General features: G+C 69.7%; 17 protein-coding genes. 7 read left to right on the forward strand and 10 right to left on the reverse strand.

All coding sequences use genetic code 11. The features are described from left to right. Positions 1-175 precede the first annotated feature (175 nt). Positions 176-1,102 (forward strand): AEC family transporter, encoded by a 927-nt coding sequence (locus AC1RIF_RS01895; RefSeq protein WP_492599676.1) that lies wholly within the window; start codon positions 176-178, stop codon positions 1,100-1,102. Between the two features lie 11 nt (positions 1,103-1,113). On the opposite strand, the gene AC1RIF_RS01900 is transcribed toward AC1RIF_RS01895, so the two are convergent. Continuing rightward, positions 1,114-1,995 carry a phosphatidylinositol mannoside acyltransferase gene (locus AC1RIF_RS01900; protein ID WP_492599677.1) on the reverse strand — a complete coding sequence of 294 codons (882 nt, stop codon included), beginning with the start codon at positions 1,993-1,995 and terminating at the stop codon, positions 1,114-1,116. Positions 1,996-2,169: 174 nt separating this feature from the next. Here AC1RIF_RS01900 and AC1RIF_RS01905 point away from each other — a divergent pair, with 174 nt between their 5' ends. Further along, the gene (locus AC1RIF_RS01905; protein ID WP_492599678.1) at positions 2,170-2,478 is read left to right on the forward strand and encodes an ArsR/SmtB family transcription factor; all 309 of its coding nucleotides are present in this window, start codon (positions 2,170-2,172) and stop codon (positions 2,476-2,478) included. After that, positions 2,475-2,861 carry a VOC family protein gene (locus AC1RIF_RS01910; RefSeq protein WP_492599679.1) on the forward strand — a complete coding sequence of 129 codons (387 nt, stop codon included), beginning with the start codon at positions 2,475-2,477 and terminating at the stop codon, positions 2,859-2,861. Before AC1RIF_RS01905 ends, AC1RIF_RS01910 begins: the two co-directional genes overlap by 4 nt. Positions 2,862-2,867: 6 nt before the next feature. Here the strand turns inward: AC1RIF_RS01910 and AC1RIF_RS01915 are convergent, their stop codons facing one another. Together AC1RIF_RS01915 and AC1RIF_RS01920 are read right to left on the reverse strand one after the other, a co-directional pair. Continuing rightward, positions 2,868-4,817 carry a vWA domain-containing protein gene (locus tag AC1RIF_RS01915; protein WP_492599680.1) on the reverse strand — a complete coding sequence of 650 codons (1,950 nt, stop codon included), beginning with the start codon at positions 4,815-4,817 and terminating at the stop codon, positions 2,868-2,870. A 13-nt stretch (positions 4,818-4,830) separates the two neighbouring features. Further along, a complete protein-coding gene (locus AC1RIF_RS01920; protein ID WP_492599681.1) occupies positions 4,831-6,222 on the reverse strand; it encodes an ATP-binding protein in 1,392 nt (463 codons plus the stop codon). Positions 6,223-6,310: 88 nt separating this feature from the next. Between AC1RIF_RS01920 and AC1RIF_RS01925 the strand changes: the two genes are divergently transcribed. Together AC1RIF_RS01925 and AC1RIF_RS01930 are read left to right on the forward strand one after the other, a co-directional pair. After that, positions 6,311-7,279, forward strand: coding sequence for an alpha/beta hydrolase family protein (locus AC1RIF_RS01925; protein WP_492599682.1), 969 nt, complete (start codon positions 6,311-6,313; stop codon positions 7,277-7,279). 345 nt (positions 7,280-7,624) lie between these two features. Continuing rightward, complete coding sequence (locus AC1RIF_RS01930) at positions 7,625-7,873, forward strand: hypothetical protein (RefSeq protein WP_492599683.1); 249 nt, start codon at positions 7,625-7,627, stop codon at positions 7,871-7,873. 44 nt (positions 7,874-7,917) lie between these two features. Here the strand turns inward: AC1RIF_RS01930 and purH are convergent, their stop codons facing one another. The 4 genes from purH to AC1RIF_RS01950 all read right to left on the reverse strand — a co-directional run bounded on the left by purH (position 7,918) and on the right by AC1RIF_RS01950 (position 12,783). Next, the gene (gene purH, locus AC1RIF_RS01935; protein WP_492599684.1) at positions 7,918-9,504 is read right to left on the reverse strand and encodes a bifunctional phosphoribosylaminoimidazolecarboxamide formyltransferase/IMP cyclohydrolase; all 1,587 of its coding nucleotides are present in this window, start codon (positions 9,502-9,504) and stop codon (positions 7,918-7,920) included. Next, positions 9,497-10,105 carry a phosphoribosylglycinamide formyltransferase gene (gene purN, locus AC1RIF_RS01940; RefSeq protein WP_492599685.1) on the reverse strand — a complete coding sequence of 203 codons (609 nt, stop codon included), beginning with the start codon at positions 10,103-10,105 and terminating at the stop codon, positions 9,497-9,499. Before purN ends, purH begins: the two co-directional genes overlap by 8 nt. A gap of 88 nt (positions 10,106-10,193) precedes the next feature. Next, positions 10,194-11,843 carry a cell division protein PerM gene (locus tag AC1RIF_RS01945; protein WP_492599686.1) on the reverse strand — a complete coding sequence of 550 codons (1,650 nt, stop codon included), beginning with the start codon at positions 11,841-11,843 and terminating at the stop codon, positions 10,194-10,196. Positions 11,844-11,913: 70 nt separating this feature from the next. Beyond that, complete coding sequence (locus AC1RIF_RS01950; RefSeq protein ID WP_492599687.1) at positions 11,914-12,783, reverse strand: DUF5336 domain-containing protein; 870 nt, start codon at positions 12,781-12,783, stop codon at positions 11,914-11,916. A 150-nt stretch (positions 12,784-12,933) separates the two neighbouring features. Here AC1RIF_RS01950 and AC1RIF_RS01955 point away from each other — a divergent pair, with 150 nt between their 5' ends. Continuing rightward, positions 12,934-13,569 (forward strand): IMPACT family protein, encoded by a 636-nt coding sequence (locus AC1RIF_RS01955; protein ID WP_492599688.1) that lies wholly within the window; start codon positions 12,934-12,936, stop codon positions 13,567-13,569. Positions 13,570-13,654: 85 nt separating this feature from the next. Here the strand turns inward: AC1RIF_RS01955 and sucD are convergent, their stop codons facing one another. From sucD to AC1RIF_RS01970, 3 genes are all read right to left on the reverse strand, one after another. Further along, positions 13,655-14,557 (reverse strand): succinate--CoA ligase subunit alpha, encoded by a 903-nt coding sequence (sucD, locus tag AC1RIF_RS01960; protein ID WP_114718183.1) that lies wholly within the window; start codon positions 14,555-14,557, stop codon positions 13,655-13,657. 15 nt (positions 14,558-14,572) lie between these two features. Continuing rightward, on the reverse strand, positions 14,573-15,742 hold the full coding sequence (sucC, locus tag AC1RIF_RS01965; RefSeq protein ID WP_114718182.1) for an ADP-forming succinate--CoA ligase subunit beta: 1,170 nt from the start codon (positions 15,740-15,742) through the stop codon (positions 14,573-14,575). 145 nt (positions 15,743-15,887) lie between these two features. Then, positions 15,888-17,729 carry a hypothetical protein gene (locus AC1RIF_RS01970; protein WP_492599689.1) on the reverse strand — a complete coding sequence of 614 codons (1,842 nt, stop codon included), beginning with the start codon at positions 17,727-17,729 and terminating at the stop codon, positions 15,888-15,890. 233 nt (positions 17,730-17,962) lie between these two features. On the opposite strand from AC1RIF_RS01970, the gene AC1RIF_RS01975 reads away from it, so the two are divergent. Next, positions 17,963-19,072: a M23 family metallopeptidase gene (locus tag AC1RIF_RS01975; RefSeq protein ID WP_492599690.1), complete on the forward strand. Its 1,110-nt coding sequence runs from the start codon at positions 17,963-17,965 to the stop codon at positions 19,070-19,072. The last annotated feature ends 128 nt before the right edge of the window (positions 19,073-19,200 follow it).

Consider the following 19,200-nt stretch of genomic DNA (forward strand, 5'->3'; position numbering starts at 1 on the left):
CTCGACACGAGCCCCCGCCTCGGTGCCCGACGAGGTGGGGGCTCGGCGTCGTTCCGGATCCCGGCGACGGGGAGACCCGACGGGCCGACGCACGGCGTGCGATTAGCGGCGGTAAGCTTCTCGAACTGGGTTGATCATGCAGGTCGGCGCCACAATTGAAGCGAAGGATGTAGGCGTGTCGGGCGTGGTGGCAGGGTTCACGGTCATCTTCGTCGTCATCGCGATCGGGTTCTTCCTGGGGCGCAGCGGCACACTCGGCGAGCACGGACAGTTCGTCCTCAGCCGACTGGTGTTCTTCGTCGCGACTCCCGCCCTGCTGTTCGACACCCTCGCGAACTCCGACCTGTCGGTCGTGTTCTCCCCCACCCTCGCGGTCGCCGCGGCCACCGCATTCGCCGTCGCCGGCATCTACCTCGTCATCGCGAAACTGTGGCTGCGCAGACCACTGCCGGAACTGACGATCGGCGCGCTCGCGTCGTCGTACGTGAACTCGGCGAACCTCGGCATCCCCATCGCGGTGTTCGTGCTGGGTGACGCGTCGTTCGTCGCACCCCTGCTGCTGTTCCAGATCATGATCTTCTCGCCGATCGCGCTCACCGTCCTCGACGTCAGCACGATGCGCGAGGGCAGTTCCCGCCTCGAGACGATCACCGCGCCGTTCAAGAACCCGATCGTGCTCGCCGGCGCCGCCGGACTCGCAGTAGCCGTGTCGAACTGGACGCCCCCGGAGGCGCTGATGCAGCCGTTCCGGCTGATCGGCGGCGCCTCCGTCCCCGGCGCCCTGCTGGCGTTCGGGCTGTCCCTGTACGGCGTGCGCGTCCTGGAGAAGGGCGCGAGTCCGCGGCGCGACGTGGCACTGGCGTCGGTTCTCAAGATCTGCGTGCAACCGGTCCTCGCGTACCTGATGGCCCGCTTCCTACTGGGCCTCGACGGGCACGAGTTGTTCGCGATCGTCGTCGTCTCCACGCTGCCGACGGCACAGAACGTCTTCGTCTACGCGAGCCGCTACCAGCGCGGCATGGTGCTGTCCCGTGATGCCGCGTTCGTCACCACCCTTGCGTCGATTCCCGCGATCGCCCTCGTCGCAGCGCTGTTGACCTGACGCCCACACCGTCACTCGAGGCGATCGAAGTCGGCGGTCCACACCCGTTGCAGCATGTGCCAGTCGGCCGGGTGCGCGGCGATGGCGGCGGCGAAACGGTCAGCCAATGTCTGTGTCGCGCACGTCACCCCGCCGATGGTGTCGATCGGGGCACCGACGTGGAAGCCCCAGCCGTCGGGGGTGAACCAGCAGTTCACCGGCAGCAGTGGTGCACCGGTGTCGATCGCGAGCCGGGCCGGGCCGGCCGGCATCCGGGCGGATTCGCCGAAGAAGGTGACCGGCACGCCCGTGCCGGTCACGTCGCGTTCGGCGAGGAGCCCGACTATCCGCCCCTGCCGCAGCCGCGCGGTCAGCTGCTCGGTCGGTGGCGTCTCGGTACCGGTGAGCGGGACGATCTCGAAACCCAGATGCTCGCGGAACCGGACGAAGCGCTTGAACAGCGATTCCGGACGGAGTCGCTCGGCGACGACGACGGGTGGGCCAACCCGCTGCGCCACCCAGACTCCCGCCAGGTCCCAGTTACCGCTGTGCGGTAGGGCCAGCACCGCCCCGTCGCCACGCGCGACCGCCTCGTGAATGTGTTCGAGCCCGGTGGCCGAGGATTCGATGCTCTCGGCCAGCCGCACCGGATCCATCGACGGCAGCCGGAAGGCTTCGCACCAGTAGCGGGCGTAGGAGCGCAGGCTCGCGTGGACGAGGTCGTCGGGAACCTGCGTCGGCGTGGTGGACAGCACCCGAGCCAGATTGCGCCGCAACTGATCCGGACCTCCGTTACGGGCCGCGCGATCGGCCGCGGTGTCGAACAGGCGCCTCGCCGACCGCTCGGGCAGGGCACGAACCAGTCGCCAACCAGCCGCGTACCCGAGATCCCAGGCTCGATCCTTCGGCTTCATTGATCACCACCGGCGTCGTCCGCCGCGTCGGGACACGATGCGACACTGCAGAACACCGTACGACACACCACCACCTCCTCGCCGGAGATGACGGCGGGTTCCCGGGGTGACCGAACAGCCTCGGTGGCGGCCGCGCCGTTGACATGCAAGGCGTCACTTGCCTATTGTCGGGCTGTGGGTGATCTGTTCAAGGCTCTGGCAGACCCGACGCGGCGTGCGATTCTGGACGAACTCGTCGACCGTGACGGGCAGACGCTCTTCGAACTGTGCGCCCGACTCGTCACCAAGTACGGGTTCGGGTCGTCCCGACAGGCCGTCTCGCAGCACCTTGCGGTGCTCGAGGACGCGGGACTGCTCCACACCCGCCGCGAAGGCCGCTACAAGTTCCACCACCTCGACACCACTCCCTTGCGGGCCGTAGCCGACCGGTGGCCGATACCGGACCCGGACCCGGACCGCGACAGGAAAGGACAGGCACCGTGAAGATCCACCTGACCAGCGTGCACGTCAACGACCAGGACAAGGCCTTGGCGTTCTACACCGACGTTCTCGGTTTCGTGAAGAAGCACGAGGTTCCACTGGGCGAGCACAAGTGGCTCACCGTCGTCTCCCCCGACGCGCCGGACGGCACGGAGCTGGTCCTCGAACCGGACGCGCATCCCGCCGCGCAGGCCTACATGCGGGCACTGGTCGCCGACGGCATCCCGATCACGTCGTTCGGCGTCGACGACGTGCAGGCCGAGTACGAGCGACTGAAGGCAGCCGGCGTGGTGTTCACCCAGCCCCCGCTGCAGATGGGACCGGTCACCACCGCAGTGTTCGACGACACGTGCGGCAACCTGGTGCAGATCGCCAGCCAGGTCTGAGCCGGATCACCGCTGCGGTCGGCGCATCCGCATGTAGTCGCTGACGACAGCGGCGCCGAGACCGTCGAGATCCGGAGCGACGACGCGGCCGCCGACGCGCTGCGCCATCCGGTCCACGACGCGGGCCAACCCGGGGTCGTCGCCGAGGCGGAAGATAGTCACCTGCGCACCCAGACGGGCGAGCGTATCGAGTTCGCGCACCGTCAGTCCCAGGGTCCGCATGCTCGGCGGGTAGTCGAAGAACGCTTGCCCGTCCGGCTCGAGGTGCGCGGTGGGCTCGCCATCGGTGACGACGAGCACGACGGGCTGCGCGTTGGGGTGCCGGCGCAGGTGCCGGGCGGCCAGCAGCAGCGCGTGGTGCAGGTTGGTGCCCTGATCCCACGCGCCGTCCAGACCGGCCAGCTCCGCCGCGGACAGGACCTGCGCGTGCCGTCCGAACCCGATGAGCTGCAATGCATCCCCGCGGAACCTCGTGGTCACCAGGTGGTTGAGCGCCAGCGCCGTACGTTTCATCGGCACCCAGCGTCCGTCCATCACCATCGAGAAGGATGTGTCCACCAGCAGTGCCACCGCGGCCTGCGCACGCTGCTCGGTCTCGGCGATCTCGACGTCGGACACCGTCATCCGCACCGGCACCCGGCCCGGCTCGCGCAGCACCGCGTTGGTGAGTGTGCGGGTGACGTCCCACGGCTCGGTGTCCCCGAACTCCCACGGCCGGGATGCCCCGGTCGGCTCCCCCATCGCGCCCGCGCGGCGCGTCTCCCGCTGACCGCCGCGGTGCGACAGCCGGCCCGCGACGTCGCGCAGAGCGGTCTGCCCCAACTGCCGCATCGCTTTCGGCGACAACCGCCACTGGCCGTCCGGGGCTCGATCGAAGAAGCCCTGCTGCTGCAGCGCCCGTTCGAGATCGGCGAGCGTCTTCGCGTCCGCTACGGCCTCGTCGCCGAGCTGCCGAGCCAGTGCCTCGGTGTCGATGTCGTCGAGCTGAGCGCCCGGATACTGTTGCGACAGTTGCTCGGACAGCCGTTCGAGCTCCGCGACATCCGCGAGCGCGGACGTACCCTCCCCCAAACCCATGCCGTCGTCGCCACGGAACTGCGCGTTGCCGGTCCAGTCCTCGCCGGGACGCGCGGCCTGCAGGTGCGCGTCGAGCCGGTCCAGTTGGCCCATCAACGACGGATCGCCGAACGCCTGCTGCGCCAACGCGTCCAGTTCGGCGCGTTGGTCCGGGGTGAGCGAGTTCCGCAGACGCTGGGCCGCGGCGGCCCGGCGCGCGAGCGAATCCAGCAGTTCCTCGGTACTGCGCGGGTTCTCCGGGAAGTACTCGCCGTGCCTGTCCATGAAGTCCCGGAACTGCCGCGTGGTGTCCTCGCCGCGTGCGTGACTGTCCAGCAACGCGTTCAGATCCTCGAGCATCTCGCGGATTCCTTCACGGTCCGCGTCGGTGGCCCCCTCCAGCGCCTCCTTCATGCCGGCGAACCGCTGATCCAGCAGCTCACGCCCCATCAGGTCGCGAATCTTCTCGTAGTCCTCGCGCGCCCGACTGCTGCGCCAGTCGTAGTCGGCCAGGTCGGACACCGCCTGCGCCGTCGACGGCGGAAGCTCCTCGATGCGCATCTCCGCGAAACGCGCGTCGTCGTCCAAGGCGCGGGCGAGGGTCTTGCGTTCCTCGAGGACCGCCCTGTCGAGCAGTTCACGGATCTCGTCCAGCGTGCCCTCGAGATTGTTGTTCTCCAACAGTTCCCGCCGACGCCGATTCGCCTGCGCTGCAAGGTCGTCGAGCCCGCGCCGGTCGCCGAAGCCGCGCCGCAGCAACTCGCGCAGCGCCTGCCGGGGCGACGCGCCCTCGAGGACATCGTCCCCGATCGCGGCCAGCGCGTCACGCAGATCCACCGGAGGTGCCAGTGGATCGCCGCCCTCGTACGGGCCGTACCGAGCGCCGCGGTACGGGCTCACGGGGCCGACATCCTCATGAATACACCGCCTGCCCGTTCTCGTCGGGATTCTTCGAGATCCTCCGGGCGAGGTACAGGCCCTCGAGCGCGAGTTCGGCGGCCGACGCCCTCTCGCCGTCGGATTCGGCGCCGAGCCGGCCGGCCACCTCGTCGAGCACCTCGAGGTCGGGCAGCTCACCCAGCAGCGCCTTCGCGGTGACCCGCTCGCCCGTGACCACCGGCTGCCCCAGTTCCACCGCCGTCACCAGCGGTGCGAGGTCGATGCCGCCGAGTCGGATCCGCGCGGTGTCCGCGGTCGCCCGCCGCAGCAGGTGCTCGAGCACCTCGAGCTCGCGACCCTCCTCGCCGGACTCGAACTCGATCTTGCCGCGCAGCACCTCGACGACGGTGCCGAGGTCGATGGGCCGCGCCACCGGGTCGGCCTCACCGAGCACGGCACTGCGGTGCACCGCGGCCGCGCCGACCGTCTCCGCACCCGCCACCGCGAACCGCGCCGACACACCCGACCGCTGGTCCACCGACGTCGACTCGCGCAGCAACCGCGTGAACCGGGCGAGCACCTCGAGCAGGTGGTGCGGCACCCGCGCCTGCAGGTTCGCCTCCTGCTCGATCACGGCGATCTCGTCCTCGAGCAGCGACGGGTAGTGCGTGCGGATCTCGGCGCCGAAGCGGTCCTTGAGCGGCGTGATGATCCGGCCGCGGTTGGTGTAGTCCTCCGGGTTGGCACTGGCCACCAGCACGACGTCGAGCGGTAGCCGCAGCGTGTAGCCACGAACCTGGATGTCGCGCTCCTCCATCACGTTGAGCAGCGACACCTGGATCCGCTCCGCCAGATCGGGGAGCTCGTTGATCGCGACTATCCCGCGATGGGCGCGCGGCACCAGACCGAAATGGATCGTCTCCGGATCGCCCAGACTGCGCCCTTCCGCAACCTTGATCGGGTCCACGTCCCCCACCAGATCCGCCACCGACGTGTCCGGGGTTGCCAGCTTCTCCGCGTACCGCTCACTGCGGTGCCGCCACTCGACCGGCAGCGCGTCGCCCAGTTCGGCGGCCCGGCGCACCGAGACCGGAGTGATCGGCTCGTACGGGTGCTCGCCCAGCTCGGACCCGGCGATCACCGGGGTCCACTCGTCGAGCAGCAGATGCAGGGTGCGCAGCAGCCGCGTCTTGCCCTGCCCGCGCTCGCCGAGCAGGACGACGTCGTGCCCGGCGATGATCGCCCGCTCGAGTTGCGGCAGCACCGTCTCCTCGAAACCGACGATCCCGGGCCACGGGTCGACACCGTCCCGCAGCGCTGCGAGCAGGTTCTCGCGCATCTCGTCCTTGACCGGGCGCCGGACATGGCCGGACGCACGCAGTTCCGCGACGGTCCGCGGCAGATCGGCTGGCGATGTGGCAGTCACCACTCCAAGTTACGAGTGTTCGGGCGATTCGGCACGCGGGATCGCCGGCGCATACGAAGTGGGTGCCCGGCTCTGATAAACACTGGGCATGGCCGATACCGAGATCACCTTTGCCGCCGGCGACATCACCCTGCACGGCAGCCTGCGCCTGCCGGCCGGGTCGGGTCCCGACGCACCCGCCCCCGCAGTCCTCCTGCTCGCCGGTAGCGGGCCGACCGACCGCAACGGGGACAGCGCGCTGCTGCCGGGCTCGATCGGCACCCTCGAGTTCCTCGCGGATCTGCTCGAGCAGCACGGCTTCGCGAGCCTGCGCTACGACAAGCTCGGCAGCGGCTCCACCGGCCTGGGCCCGTACGACGTCGAGGACATCGGCGACCTCGGCTTCTCGGTGTTCACCGACGCTGCCGGTGCCGCCCTGACCTTCCTGTCCGACCGTGCGGCCGTCGACCCGGAGCGGGTGTACGTCGTGGGGCACAGCGAGGGTGCGCTCATCGCCCTCGCGGTGGCCGACAGTGGTGCGAAGGTCGCCGGCCTGGGCCTGCTCGAGCCGCTCGCCGTCCGGCTGCTGGATCTGCTGACCACGCAGATCGACGGTCAGCTCACCGCCGTCGTCGGCGCTGGACAGCTGCCGGTGGAACTGGCCGACGAGCTGCGGGTCGCGCTCGCCGGCGCGGTCGAGTCGCTGCGGACGGACGCCACCCTCGGCGACGACCTGCCCGATCCGTTGCGCGCCGCCGGCCTCGTCCCGGCGAACGCCCGTGCGCTCGCGGAGGAGGACGCGCTCGATCCCCGCGAGCTGGCCGCCCGCCTTCCGTCGGGCATGCCGGTGATCACGAGCTGCTCCGCCAAAGACATCCAGCTCGACTGCGCCGATGTCGACGCGCTCGACACCGCGCTCGCCCACACCGCGCTGACGTCGGTACGGATGACGACCGCGAACCACGTGCTCAAGGAGATCGGCGCCGCCGCCTCCACCGGCGCCGACTACATCGAACCGCTGCCGTGGTCCGCCGAGTTCAGGGACGGTTTCGAGGGCTGGCTCGCCACCCTCCGCTAGACACCGGGCAGGGCCGCCGGCGACATGCTCGTCCGAAAACGAGATGTCGCCGAGCGGTCACTGCTGTATGGTTCTCCGTTAACCAACGGGCACACACGAGAAAGGTACGGTTCCGATGCGCGTCGAAAGCCCCGCGAAGTATGCAATGCAGCTTCGCAGCAAGCATTTTTCTCACGATCACGTATTTGCAGCCGTACCCGCGTGGCACAGCCCCGCAGCCTTCGATCGACGGCACCGAGAATGAGTCACCCGTAACCGGCACCATTCTCGGGCACCCGAAGGCACACCGCCTCGGGTGCCTTTTCTTTTGCCTCTTTCACCCATACACAGTTCAGGAGAACCATCATGAAGCTTCGACTCGGCGCACTGAGCGCCCCCCAGCAGGACCTGCCCGGCGATCTCACCGGACAGGTCGTCACCCTCGACCTCAGCCACATCGACGCCGGCCAGAATGCGGCCGCGACGGAACTGATCGGTCAACTGCTCGCCCGCGGCGCGGCACGACTGGTCATCTCCGGCACCGACGACGCCAGCGCCCGCGCGCTGGTCGAGTCCGCACAGCACAACGCTCCCCCGTCCGGGCTCGCGGCCTGAACGGCACACGAGCCCCGGACGAGGGAGCGCAGTAGAGCAGTCGATCAGTGCGCGAAGTGGCGCGCACCGGTCAGGTAGAGCGTGACACCGGCCTCGCGGGCGGCCTCGATGACCTCGTTGTCGCGGACCGAGCCGCCAGGCTGGACGACGGCGCGGACACCGGCGTCGAGCAGCACCTGCAGGCCGTCGGGGAACGGGAAGAACGCGTCGGACGCGGCCACCGACCCCTTGGCACGGTCACCGGCACGCTGCACCGCGAGGTGCGCGGAGTCGACGCGGTTGACCTGGCCCATGCCGACGCCCACCGAGGCGCCGCCGTCGGCGAGCAGGATCGCGTTGGACTTCACGGCACGGCATGCGCGCCACGCGAACTCGAGATCCGCGAGGGTCTTCTCGTCCGCGGCCTCGCCGACCACGAGGGTCCAGTTGGCCGGGTTGTCGCCGTCCGCGTCGAGAACGTCGCGCTCCTGCAGCAGCGTGCCACCGGAGATCGGGCGCAGCTCGATGCCGGTCTCGGTGGGGGCGGCGGCCTCGAGGACGCGGACGTTCTTCTTGCGGGCCAGCACCTCGACGGCACCCGGCGCGTACGACGGGGCGATGATGACCTCGGTGAAGATGTCGGCGACCTGCTCGGCCATCTCGACGGTCACCTCACGGTTGGCGGCGATGACGCCCCCGAACGCGGAGACCGGATCGCAGGCGTGCGCCTTGCGGTGGGCCTCGGCGATGTCGGCGCCGACCGCGATGCCGCACGGGTTGGCGTGCTTGATGATCGCGACGGCCGGCGCGGCGTGGTCGAACGCGGCCCGCCACGCGGCGTCACCGTCGGTGTAGTTGTTGTACGACATCTCCTTGCCGTGCAACTGCTTCGCCTGCGCGAGGCCCGCCGGGCCGGCAGGGCTGTCGTACAGCGCCGCCGCCTGGTGCGGGTTCTCGCCGTAGCGCAGCACCGCGGAACGCTCCCATGTCGCGCCGACCCAGCGCGGGAACTGCGACAGTGCAGAATCTTCCGTCGCTTCGCTCGGGGTGACGGTCTCGATCAGGCTCTCGGTCATCCAGGTGGCGACCGCGACGTCGTACGACGCGGTGTGCTGGAACGCCTGCGCGGCCAGCGCGGTGCGCTCGAAGAGGTTGAAGCCACCGGCCTCGACAGCAGCGAGGACGCCCTCGTACTTCTTCGGGTCGACGACGACCGCGACGGACGGGTGGTTCTTCGCCGCCGCGCGGACCATCGACGGGCCGCCGATGTCGATCTGCTCGACGCACTCGTCCGGGGTGGCACCCGACGCGACGGTCTGCGTGAACGGGTACAGGTTCACGATCACCAGCTGGAATGCCTCGATGCCCAGTTCCTCGAGCTGCGCGAGGTGCTCCGGCTTGCGGGTGTCGGCGAGGACACCGGCGTGCACGCGCGGATGCAGCGTCTTCACGCGACCCTCGAGGCACTCGGGGAAGCCGGTCAGGTCCTCGACCTTGGTCACCGGGATGCCGGCGTCGGCGATCTTGGCTGCGGTCGAGCCGGTGGAGACCAGCTCGACACCGGCCTGATGCAGGCCGGTGGCCAGTTCGACCAGTCCGGTCTTGTCGTAGACGCTGACAAGTGCACGGCGCACAGCCTTGCGTTCACTCACTGGGGATCACGGCCTTTCGTCCGTCGGAAACAACACCTCTGAGGGCGACGGCGGCCACGACCTCGGCCAGCAGTCGCCGTTCGACAATCTTGATGCGCTCGTGCAGCGCGGCCTCGTCGTCGGCGGCGAGGATCTCGACCGGCTCCTGCGCGAGGATCGGTCCGGTGTCGATGCCACCGTCGACCAGGTGCACCGTGGACCCGGTCACCTTGACGCCGTATGCGAGGGCGTCGCGGACCGCGTGCGCGCCGGGGAACGACGGCAACAACGCGGGATGCGTGTTGATGATCCGGCCACCGAAGCGTTCGATGAACGCGGAGCCGAGGATCTTCATGAATCCGGCACTGACGATCAGATCGGGCCGGTGCGATGCGACGACCTCGGTGAGCGCGACGTCCCACGCGGCGCGGTCCGCGTGGTCGCGCAGTGCCACACGGAAGTGGTCGACGCCCGCACCGTCGGCATGAGCCGTTGCTGCGCAGTCCCGGTCGACGCCGACCGCAACGACGGTCGCGGGATATCCGTCGGTGCGCGTGGCGGCGATGAGTGCCTGCAACAGGCTGCCCGTCCCCGACGCGAGTACGACGATCCGAGCGGGCACTGTGGGCCGCAGCTGGTCACGCGTGGCAGTCAGCGCACTACTCCTGGTTTTCGAGACGGTCGGGCCGCATCACGGGCCGGGTAAGAGCCTAGTCGCTGGGGGTGACCGGACCGCGCGGCAGGTCGCCTTCGGCGGACTCGGCCGACCGGTCCGACGTCGGCTCGGTCTCGACCTCCACGTCGATCACGTCGGCGCCGTCCACGACGGTCGGGGTCTGGGCGGCATCGTCGACGAGTTCACCCTCGAGCACGGTCGGGCCGGGGTCGTCGACGTGCCCGGAGTCCTCGACGTTCCCGGGGGCCTCGGGGGCCTCGGGGTCCTCGGATTTCTCGGGGTCTCCCGGGGTCTCGGCCGCATCGGTCCCGGCCTCCGACTCGGCCTCCGACTCGGCCTCCGTCGCCGACTCCGGGTCCACCTCCGGCTCGGACCGGTACCGCACCGACGGCAGCGCGAGGCGCTTCACCTCGAACGCCATTGCGGCGGTTCCGTCGTCCGCGAACACCGCAGTCGCGCCGGCACTCTCGGACTGCTCGGACTGCTCGGGATGTTCGGTCTCGTCCCTGTCGGCCGCCTCGACACCGTTGCGCCGAGCAATCATCGTCGCGACCGCCAGTCCGGGTAGCACCAGGAGCCCGAAGGTGATCAGTCCCAGCGCCACCGGCTCGACGCCGACGAATCCGTAAGCCCCCAGGTCACCGCCGGCAAGCACACCGACGAGCGCAGCCACCACACCGACACCGGCAGCGGAACACCCCACGGTGTACGCGGTCTCCTGCACGGGCAGGCGCAGTCGGCCGCAGTCCCGCCCGAGCAGCGCCCCGATCGCGAGGGGAACGATCAGCAACGCCGGCCACGCGGTCCCGACGAGTTCGGTGGGGACCCCGCCGAGCACCGGGACCGGCGGCACCGGGCCCGGGACGATGTCGAACACGCTCACCGAGGTGCCGCCGACGTGGGCCGTGCCGCCCGCCAGGACAGCGACCGCCCCGACTGCGACGTTCGGCAGGTACAGCACCGACAGGACGGTGAGCCCCAGTACGCCGACCAGATCCGAACCCTCGCCGAGGAGTGCCCCGACCTCGGACCACGACCACACCAGCGCGGCGACCGTGACCGCCGAGCCCGCCGCGAACAGGGCCAGCGCGGCCCGCGCGGCCGGGCGCGACACCTCCGGAACCCAGGAGGGGACGCCTCGACGCGCGCATTCCGCACGCCCGATCGTCGTGACGATCCCCGCCGTGGCCGCGACGAGGTGAATGCCCACCACCCATGCGAGTGCCCCGGCCGCGTTGGGAGCGTCGAACGGGACGACGGACGTCGCCTCGGACACCACCGCGAGCGCGATCAGCGTCGTCACGAGCGGTCCGGCGACCGCCGCGGCCACCACCGGCGCCGCGTCACGCACCGTCGCGCGCGCCGTCACCGCACGAGCGCATCCACGGGCGACGGCCCACATCATCACTGCGGTCGGCAACAGCGGCAGGACCCCGAGCGGGGCGTCGGTGACCGTGAGCGAAACCTGGTGCAGCGCCAGCCAGCACGCGGCGATCGCACCGGCCACCCCGGTCAGGTCGCTGTTCGACGCGACCAACGTGACGATGACGACCGCACTGATCAGGACGATCGCGACACCGGTGGGCCGCAAGGCGACACCGAGCAGCGCGCGCACCTGATCGGTGTCGGGATCGGGCCGGTCGGAGATGTCGCGGCGTTCGCCACGACCAAGCAGAGAAGTCATCGGTTCGAGGGTCGCACCCACGCCCGGCGGCGGCGTTCAGGCGCGCCGAGGCGTGGCGTGGCCCACTCGATCACTTCTTCTCGTCGTCCGGGTTCTCAGTCTGCGCCCCGAATGCCTGGGTAGGCGCGCTCGGTGCATCGGAGGAACCGGTCGGCGTCGCGGGCGATGCCGGCGGCGCATCGGACTGCGGCGCCTGCTGCGGAATGTGCTGCGTCGGCTGGTGCGGCTGGTACGCCTGCTGACCGGCCTGGAACTGTCCGTAGCCGGCCGTGGGCTGCGGCGGCTGCGGGTATCCCTGTTGCGGGTAGCCCGGCTGCGCCTGGCCGGACTGACCGTAGGTCGGCTGCTGCGGGTACCCCGGGGCATAACCCTGCTGGCCGCCCGGGACGCCGTAGCCGGGCTGAGGCGCCTGGCCCGGGTAACCCTGCGGATGACCGTAGGCGGCGGGGTGGACGTGGGTACGGGTCGGCCGGCCCTGCGGCTGCTTGACGAGCCCGGCACCGAACAGGAACACCGCGGTCGCGATCACCGCCTGGATGAACGCCAGGATCAGGATCATGATGCCGCCGCCCGCGAGGCTACCGCCGGTGGGAATGTTGAGCATGAGGACGAACGACACGAGGAATCCGACGAGCGAGGCCGCCGCAGCGGGGCCCGCGTAGGACTGCTTGGGCAGCAGCGCCAGACCGGCCAGCAGTCCGCCGAGGAGCAGGAAGCTGAGCGCGACCGTGCCGTCGCTCTCGAACGCGTTCGCCGAGAACTCGACGCCGTACCTGGAACTCGTCGAGTTCTTCAGGTAGGGAGCGAACCCGAGAAGGAAGTTGACGACACCCAGCGCGAGGACCGCAATGCCGAGATAGAACGACAGATTCTTCGTGCCGTTCGCCGCCGGCGGCTGCGAGGGCTGACCGAAGCCGGACCCTCCGTCGGTGTAAGTCATGATTGCTCCTAGTCGACGTATCAAACCCCATGAACGCTACCCTGATCGTCCACGCGAATCATCGGGAAAGCCGTCGGCGATACCGCGACGACGCCGGTGGCCGGGACGGCGCGTGTACGGCCCCACCGCACCGCACGGGAAAATGGGCTCATGCCCTTCACGCTGCCCGCCGGTTCCGATGTCGAGACCGAGACCGAGGTCAAGCATTCGCGGTTCATCGCGGTACTCCGGCGGATCGACGGCCCGTCCGACGCCCAGGACTTCGTCGACGAGCAGCGCCGCCGGTATCCCGACGCACGGCACCACTGCTGGGCCTACATCACCGGCAACGGACCGTCGGACCGGATCGAGCGATCCAACGACGACGGCGAACCGGGCGGAACCGCCGGGATTCCGATGCTCCAGGTCCTGCGGGCCCGGGACCTCGTGGACGTCGCGGTGGTCGTCACGCGCTACTTCGGGGGCATCAAGCTCGGTGCCGGCGGGCTGGTGCGCGCGTACTCGGGGGCCGTGGTCGCCGCCGTCGACGACGCGGTCGCCGCGTCGGCGCTGCTCAGCCGCGAACGCCTCGAGTTGGTGTCCGTCGAGGTGGGCCACGACACCGCCGGGCGCATGGAGTCGGATCTGCGCATCCGCGGGGTGAACGTCGTCGACGCCGCCTACGGTGCTGCGGTCACCTTCACGCTCGCCACCCGGGATCCCGCCGGGCTCGCATCGATCGTCGCCGAACTGACTTCCGGCACAGTCGAACTCACACCCGCCGGCGTTCGGTGGGTCGACATCTGACGGCGTCGACCCACCGAACGCGAACGGCGCCCGCGGCCAGGCAGATGCCTTGGCTGCGAGCGCCGTTCGGGTGATCAGACTGCGATCAGAGGTTCTTCAGGATCTCGCGCGCGAGAGCGGCGGTCTCGGACGGCGTCTTGCCGACCTTGACGCCGGCCGCCTCGAGGGCGTCCTTCTTGGCCTGCGCGGTGCCCGAGGAACCGGAGACGATGGCGCCGGCGTGGCCCATGGTCTTGCCCTCGGGGGCGGTGAAGCCCGCCACGTAGCCGACGACCGGCTTGGTGACGTTGGCCTTGATGTAGTCGGCGGCGCGCTCCTCGGCGTCGCCACCGATCTCACCGATCATCACGATGACCTTGGTCTCGGGATCCTTCTCGAACGCCTCGATGGCGTCGATGTGGGTGGTGCCGATGACCGGGTCGCCGCCGATGCCGATGGCGGTCGAGAAGCCGTACTCGCGCAGCTCGAACATCATCTGGTAGGTCAGGGTGCCGGACTTGGAGACCAGGCCGACGGGGCCCTTACCGGCGATGTTCGCCGGGGTGATGCCGACCAGCGCCTCACCCGGGGTGATGATGCCGGGGCAGTTGGGGCCGATGATGCGGGTCTTGTTGCCCTTGTCGACGTTGTAGGCCCACGCGTAAGCGGAGTCCTGCACCGGGATGCCCTCGGTGATGACCACGAGCAGCGGGATCTCCGCGTCGATGGCCTCGACGATGGCGTCCTTCGAGAAGGCCGGGGGAACGAACGCGATGGAGACGTCCGCGCCGGTCTCCTTCATCGCCTCGGCGACGGTCGCGAAGACCGGCAGCTCGACGGCGTTGCCGTCCTTGTCGGTGTGCGAGACCGTGGTGCCGGCCTTGCGGGCGTTGACGCCACCGACGACCTGGGTGCCGGCCTTGAGCATCAGAGCGGTGTGCTTGGTGCCCTCGCCGCCGGTGATGCCCTGGACGATGACCTTGGAGTCCTTGGTGAGGAAGATAGCCATTGTTGTGTGTGTCCCTTACTTCGCTGCGAAGGCGAGCTCGGCAGCCTTGTCGGCAGCCTCGTCCATGGTTGCGACGACCGTCACCAGCGGGTGGTTGGCCTCGGCGAGGATGCGACGACCCTCTTCGACGTTGTTGCCGTCCAGGCGCACGACGAGCGGCTTGTTGGCCTCGTCGCCCAGGGTCTGCAGCGCACCGACGATGCCGTTGGCGACCGCGTCACACGCGGTGATGCCACCGAAGACGTTGACGAAGACGCTCTTGACCTGCGCGTCGTTCAGGATGACGTCCAGGCCGGCAGCCATGACGGCAGCGGAAGCGCCGCCACCGATGTCGAGGAAGTTGGCCGGCTTGACGTTGCCGTGCTTCTCGCCCGCGTAGGCGACGACGTCCAGGGTCGACATGACCAGGCCGGCGCCGTTGCCGATGATGCCGACCTCGCCGTCGAGCTTGACGTAGTTGAGGTCGTTCTCCTTGGCCTTGAGCTCGAGGGGATCGGTGGCGTCACGATCCTCGAAAGCCTCGTGGCCGGGCTGACGGAACGCAGCGTTCTCGTCCAGCGTGACCTTGCCGTCGAGGGCCAGGATCTGGTCGTCGGGCGTACGGACGAGCGGGTTGACCTCGACCAGGAGAGCGTCTTCCTTGATGAAGACCTCCCACAGCTTCTGGATCGTGTTGGCCGCGGCGTCGAGCACCTCGGCGGGCAGCTTGCCGGCCTCGGCGATGCTGCGCGCGAATGCGAGGTCGACACCCTTGACGGCGTCCACGGGGATCTTCGCGAGGGCGTCGGGGTTCTCCTCGGCGGTGACCTCGATCTCGACGCCACCCTCGACCGAGCACATGGCCAGGTACGTGCGGTTGGTGCGGTCCAGCAGGAAGGAGATGTAGTACTCCTCAGCGATGTCACTCGCCTCTGCGACCAGCAGCTTCTTGACGACGTGACCCTTGATGTCGAGGCCCAGGATCGCCTCCGCGTTCGCCTGCGCGGCATCCGCGTCGGGCGAGTACTTGACGCCACCGGCCTTACCGCGGCCGCCGACCTTGACCTGCGCCTTGACCATCACGGGCTTGCCGATTTCCTCGGCGATCTCGCGGGCACCGGCGACAGTGTCGGTAACACGGCCGGCCGACGTCGGCACGTCGTGCTTGGCGAAGAGTTCCTTCGCCTGGTATTCGAAGAGATCCATCTGCTCACCGTCTCGTCTGCGTTGACGCCCGCTCGAGGGGTAGGAGCGGGTCCGTGTCGGACTTTAACTAGTTCAATCAATCGACTATCGCTCGCCCACATGCTATGTGGCATATGTCACGCATCGACAGTCGTCGCGGCACGACTCACCGCGGGTTGCGATACCCGGCGAGGGTCGCAGTCCCGGCGAGGAGCACCACGGCAAGGATTGCAGGTGCGGCACCCGGACCTGCGACCGGATCGGTCAGACGGCCCGCCGACAGCGGCCACGCCACGAGATGACAGACCATGACCAGGCTCGCGCCCAGGAGAAGAGCGGTTGCGCGGGCCGCACGGGAATGCGCCGCGACCAGCACCGCAGCCACGACGACCACCGCCGACAGCGCCTGCCCCCACTCATCCCACCCCCACGGGATCCGCCCCAGAGAGGCGGCCGTGCCGTCGGCACCTCGGTACAGCGGAAGCACGTAGGCGAGGACGACCGCGGTCGCGGCGAGTACGCCGACGACCGACACCGAGCGGATCGGTTCGACGCGCTGCGACGTGTCCACGTCGTCACGCTCGGCCGCTCCCGCCGATCCCGCCGAGAGCCCCGCTGCGACCGCCGCGAACGCTCCGGCGGCCATGAGCCAACTTCCCGCACCCAGTCCGACTCCGGGAATCTCGAGCGCCGCGAGGGCGCTCTGCGCGACGGTCGCGACGGCCGCGACAACCGCCACCCACAGCACGCTGACCACGGGACGGACGAGGGCAGCGAACTCCGACATCAGCAGCCACACGGCGGCGATCACGAGCAGCGCGCCCGCGACCAGCACGACACGGGTCGCGGGTACCTCGGGGGCCGGCGCCGAATCGGGGACCGTCAGCACGGGCAGCAGCGCGCCGACGCCGGCCAGCAGCCCGGCACCGATGCCTGCCACACCCGCGACGTTGTGCCATCGGCGAGCGGAGTCCCGCGGTGTCGACCGGGTGACTGCACCGCCCCGGTGTTCCGGCGCGGTCGACTCGGCCGAGCGCTGCTCGCGGCGGCGCACGGCGACGGGAATCGACGCCGCCGCGACGATCAGCAGCGCGGCGCCGACGGTCCCCCACACGGCGCCCGGGCCGGGTGCGAGCCGGTCGTCGGACATACCGGCAACGAGTCGGCTGCCGACCAGTCCGAGCGCCGCCAGGCCTGCACCCCCGACAGCCCCGGCCGCGACCGTGGAGTCGATCGACGCCAGCGCGGCGGCAACGACGATCAGGACGGCCACCGCGAGGACCACGGCACCGATCGCGGTTGCACCGTCCGACGCGATCGCGGCACGCACCAGGATCACCGGGTCGCTCGACGTCAGCGGACGCGCAGACAACGCGAACGCCAGCACACACGCGGCCACGAGAACCCCTGCGGTGAGCCCGAATCCGATCCGCGAACCGACGGGCCGCCCGACCGCGTCGGGATCGAGCGAGGCACCGTACCCGTCGGCGTGCGACGCCCGGTGCACCGTCAGCAGGCCGAGCACACCCGCCGCGACGGCGAGGAGATGACCGGCGAGGACCAGCGCGGCGCCGGGCCCGGTGGCGATACCGGCGGCAGTCGCGGGACGGAACAACTCCAATCTGTTGGCATCGATCGGATCGGTCCACAACTGGATGTCGAGGACGCAGAGCCCGACGGTCACCGCACCGGCGCCGGCCAGCAGCGCGCCCGCCGTCGCGGGCCACCGGGACACGAGCGCGGCAGCCGCCGCCGGAACGGCGAGTGCGATCACGACGGCGATCAGTGTCGCGCCCCCCACCGCGGGGATGCGGGCGCCCTCCACGGTCCGGGCAACATCCGTCATCGAGCCCGCGGCGACAGCGATCGCACCTACCGCCGCGACCGCGACGGCTGTGATCGGCAGCTTCCCGCCGGCATCGAACGACGACCGGACAGCGGGCTCGCCCCGGGCCACATCGGAGTGGGCCGTTGCGGACACCGTGCGCGATCGGGTTGGGGATTCCACCCGCGTGACGCTATCTCGTGAACTCGTCACCGCGCGGTGTGTAACACCGCCGTGTCATCCCGATATATGAACGAGACCATTCGGGATGTTCGGCATCCTCCCAGCTCAGGATGTGACGCCGGTCACATCTTTCGATTCGCCATGGGCTACAGGTTGCCCCGCCGCAACCGTTTCGTTACCGTCGCCAGGGTCTAAGTCACAGGCAGGTCACGGGCAGGAGGACGGCAGGGCACATGCACCACCGCGCTCAGTTCACGGCCAGTCGATTTACGAAACAACACGCCGACCCGGAATCCATGGAGCCCTCGCGGGCATTTCGGACCGCGGCAGATCACGAGTTCGAGCGTTGCAATCCAGCAGCGGAGCCGTCTCCGGTCACGCTGCTTCACCGAGTGGACGACGGCGTCACGCCCAGTTATCCGACGCCCCCGGAGGTTCGTTACTCCGAGGCCGAAAGTTCTGAGATTTGCAACGCCATGCTCCACAGTGAAAACAAGCCCGAAGATCTCGAAGACGCGACTCCGTTCGACGCCTTCACCCCTGCGGGATCCGCCGCCGCGGACCGCGATGTCGCCGCCCCGGCGCGACGCGGCGGTCTCCACCGCCTCCCCACTCCCCCCTCCGCCCTCAAGGGCCGCGCCGCAGTCATCGCGGTTGCCGCCGGCGCAGTCGTCGCCGCGGGCCAGGCAGCAGTCAGCTCGCCGGCCAAGAATTCCGACCACTCCGAGGTCGCACTCACCGCCTCCGGTTCCGCCGCGACCACCGCCGTCCCGCAGGCCGCTCAGTTCAGCGACGTCGCCCAGAACTCCTCCGCCGACAGCTCGGCACCCCAGGTGCTCGCGGTCGCGAACCCCACCGATCTGGGGCAGTTCTCCAATCTCCTCGCGAAGGGGCAGCGTTTCAGCGAGGAGCGTGCCGCCCGCGAGGCCGCCGCCCGCCGCCCGCTGTTCGCTCTGCCCGCCCAGGGCACGTACACGTCGTCGTTCGGGGCCCGCTGGGGCACGCTGCACGCCGGCGTCGACATCGCCAATGCCATCGGTACCCCCATCTACGCGGTCGCCGACGGCACCGTGATCGACTCCGGGCCGGCCTCCGGCTTCGGCATGTGGGTGCGCATCCAGCACCCCGACGGCACCATCACCGTGTACGGCCACATCAACGACACCCTCGTGACGGTCGGCCAGAAGGTCATGGCCGGCGACCAGATCGCGACGATGGGCAACCGCGGTTTCTCCACAGGTCCGCACCTGCACTTCGAGGTGCATCTGGCCGGCGAGAACAAGATCGATCCGCTCCCCTGGCTCGCCACCCGCGGCATCAGCCTCGGCGTCGAGCAGCCCTGACGCTCGATCCCACGATCGCGGCCTGCGTCACCACGCTGAGCGGACGTGCCGAGCCTGGGCCGGCAACCGGCCTGTTCGAACACCTCGGAGTGGGCTTCCCGTCGGACTCTCGTCGCCGGTTCGACTCG

This window comes from Prescottella sp. GW823-FHT02E09, from assembly GCF_058797375.1.

What these genes read in the sequence shown, in the direction of transcription:
- AC1RIF_RS01925 (WP_492599682.1), top strand. Translation starts at nt 6,311, where the DNA reads ATGGCCGATACCGAGATCACCTTTGCCGCCGGCGACATCACCCTGCAC.
- AC1RIF_RS01975 (WP_492599690.1), top strand. Translation starts at nt 17,963, where the DNA reads ATGCACCACCGCGCTCAGTTCACGGCCAGTCGATTTACGAAACAACAC.
- AC1RIF_RS01950 (WP_492599687.1), bottom strand. Translation starts at nt 12,783, where the DNA reads ATGACTTACACCGACGGAGGGTCCGGCTTCGGTCAGCCCTCGCAGCCG.
- sucD (WP_114718183.1), bottom strand. Translation starts at nt 14,557, where the DNA reads ATGGCTATCTTCCTCACCAAGGACTCCAAGGTCATCGTCCAGGGCATC.
- AC1RIF_RS01930 (WP_492599683.1), top strand. Translation starts at nt 7,625, where the DNA reads ATGAAGCTTCGACTCGGCGCACTGAGCGCCCCCCAGCAGGACCTGCCC.
- AC1RIF_RS01945 (WP_492599686.1), bottom strand. Translation starts at nt 11,843, where the DNA reads ATGACTTCTCTGCTTGGTCGTGGCGAACGCCGCGACATCTCCGACCGG.
- sucC (WP_114718182.1), bottom strand. Translation starts at nt 15,742, where the DNA reads ATGGATCTCTTCGAATACCAGGCGAAGGAACTCTTCGCCAAGCACGAC.
- AC1RIF_RS01900 (WP_492599677.1), bottom strand. Translation starts at nt 1,995, where the DNA reads ATGAAGCCGAAGGATCGAGCCTGGGATCTCGGGTACGCGGCTGGTTGG.
- AC1RIF_RS01955 (WP_492599688.1), top strand. Translation starts at nt 12,934, where the DNA reads ATGCCCTTCACGCTGCCCGCCGGTTCCGATGTCGAGACCGAGACCGAG.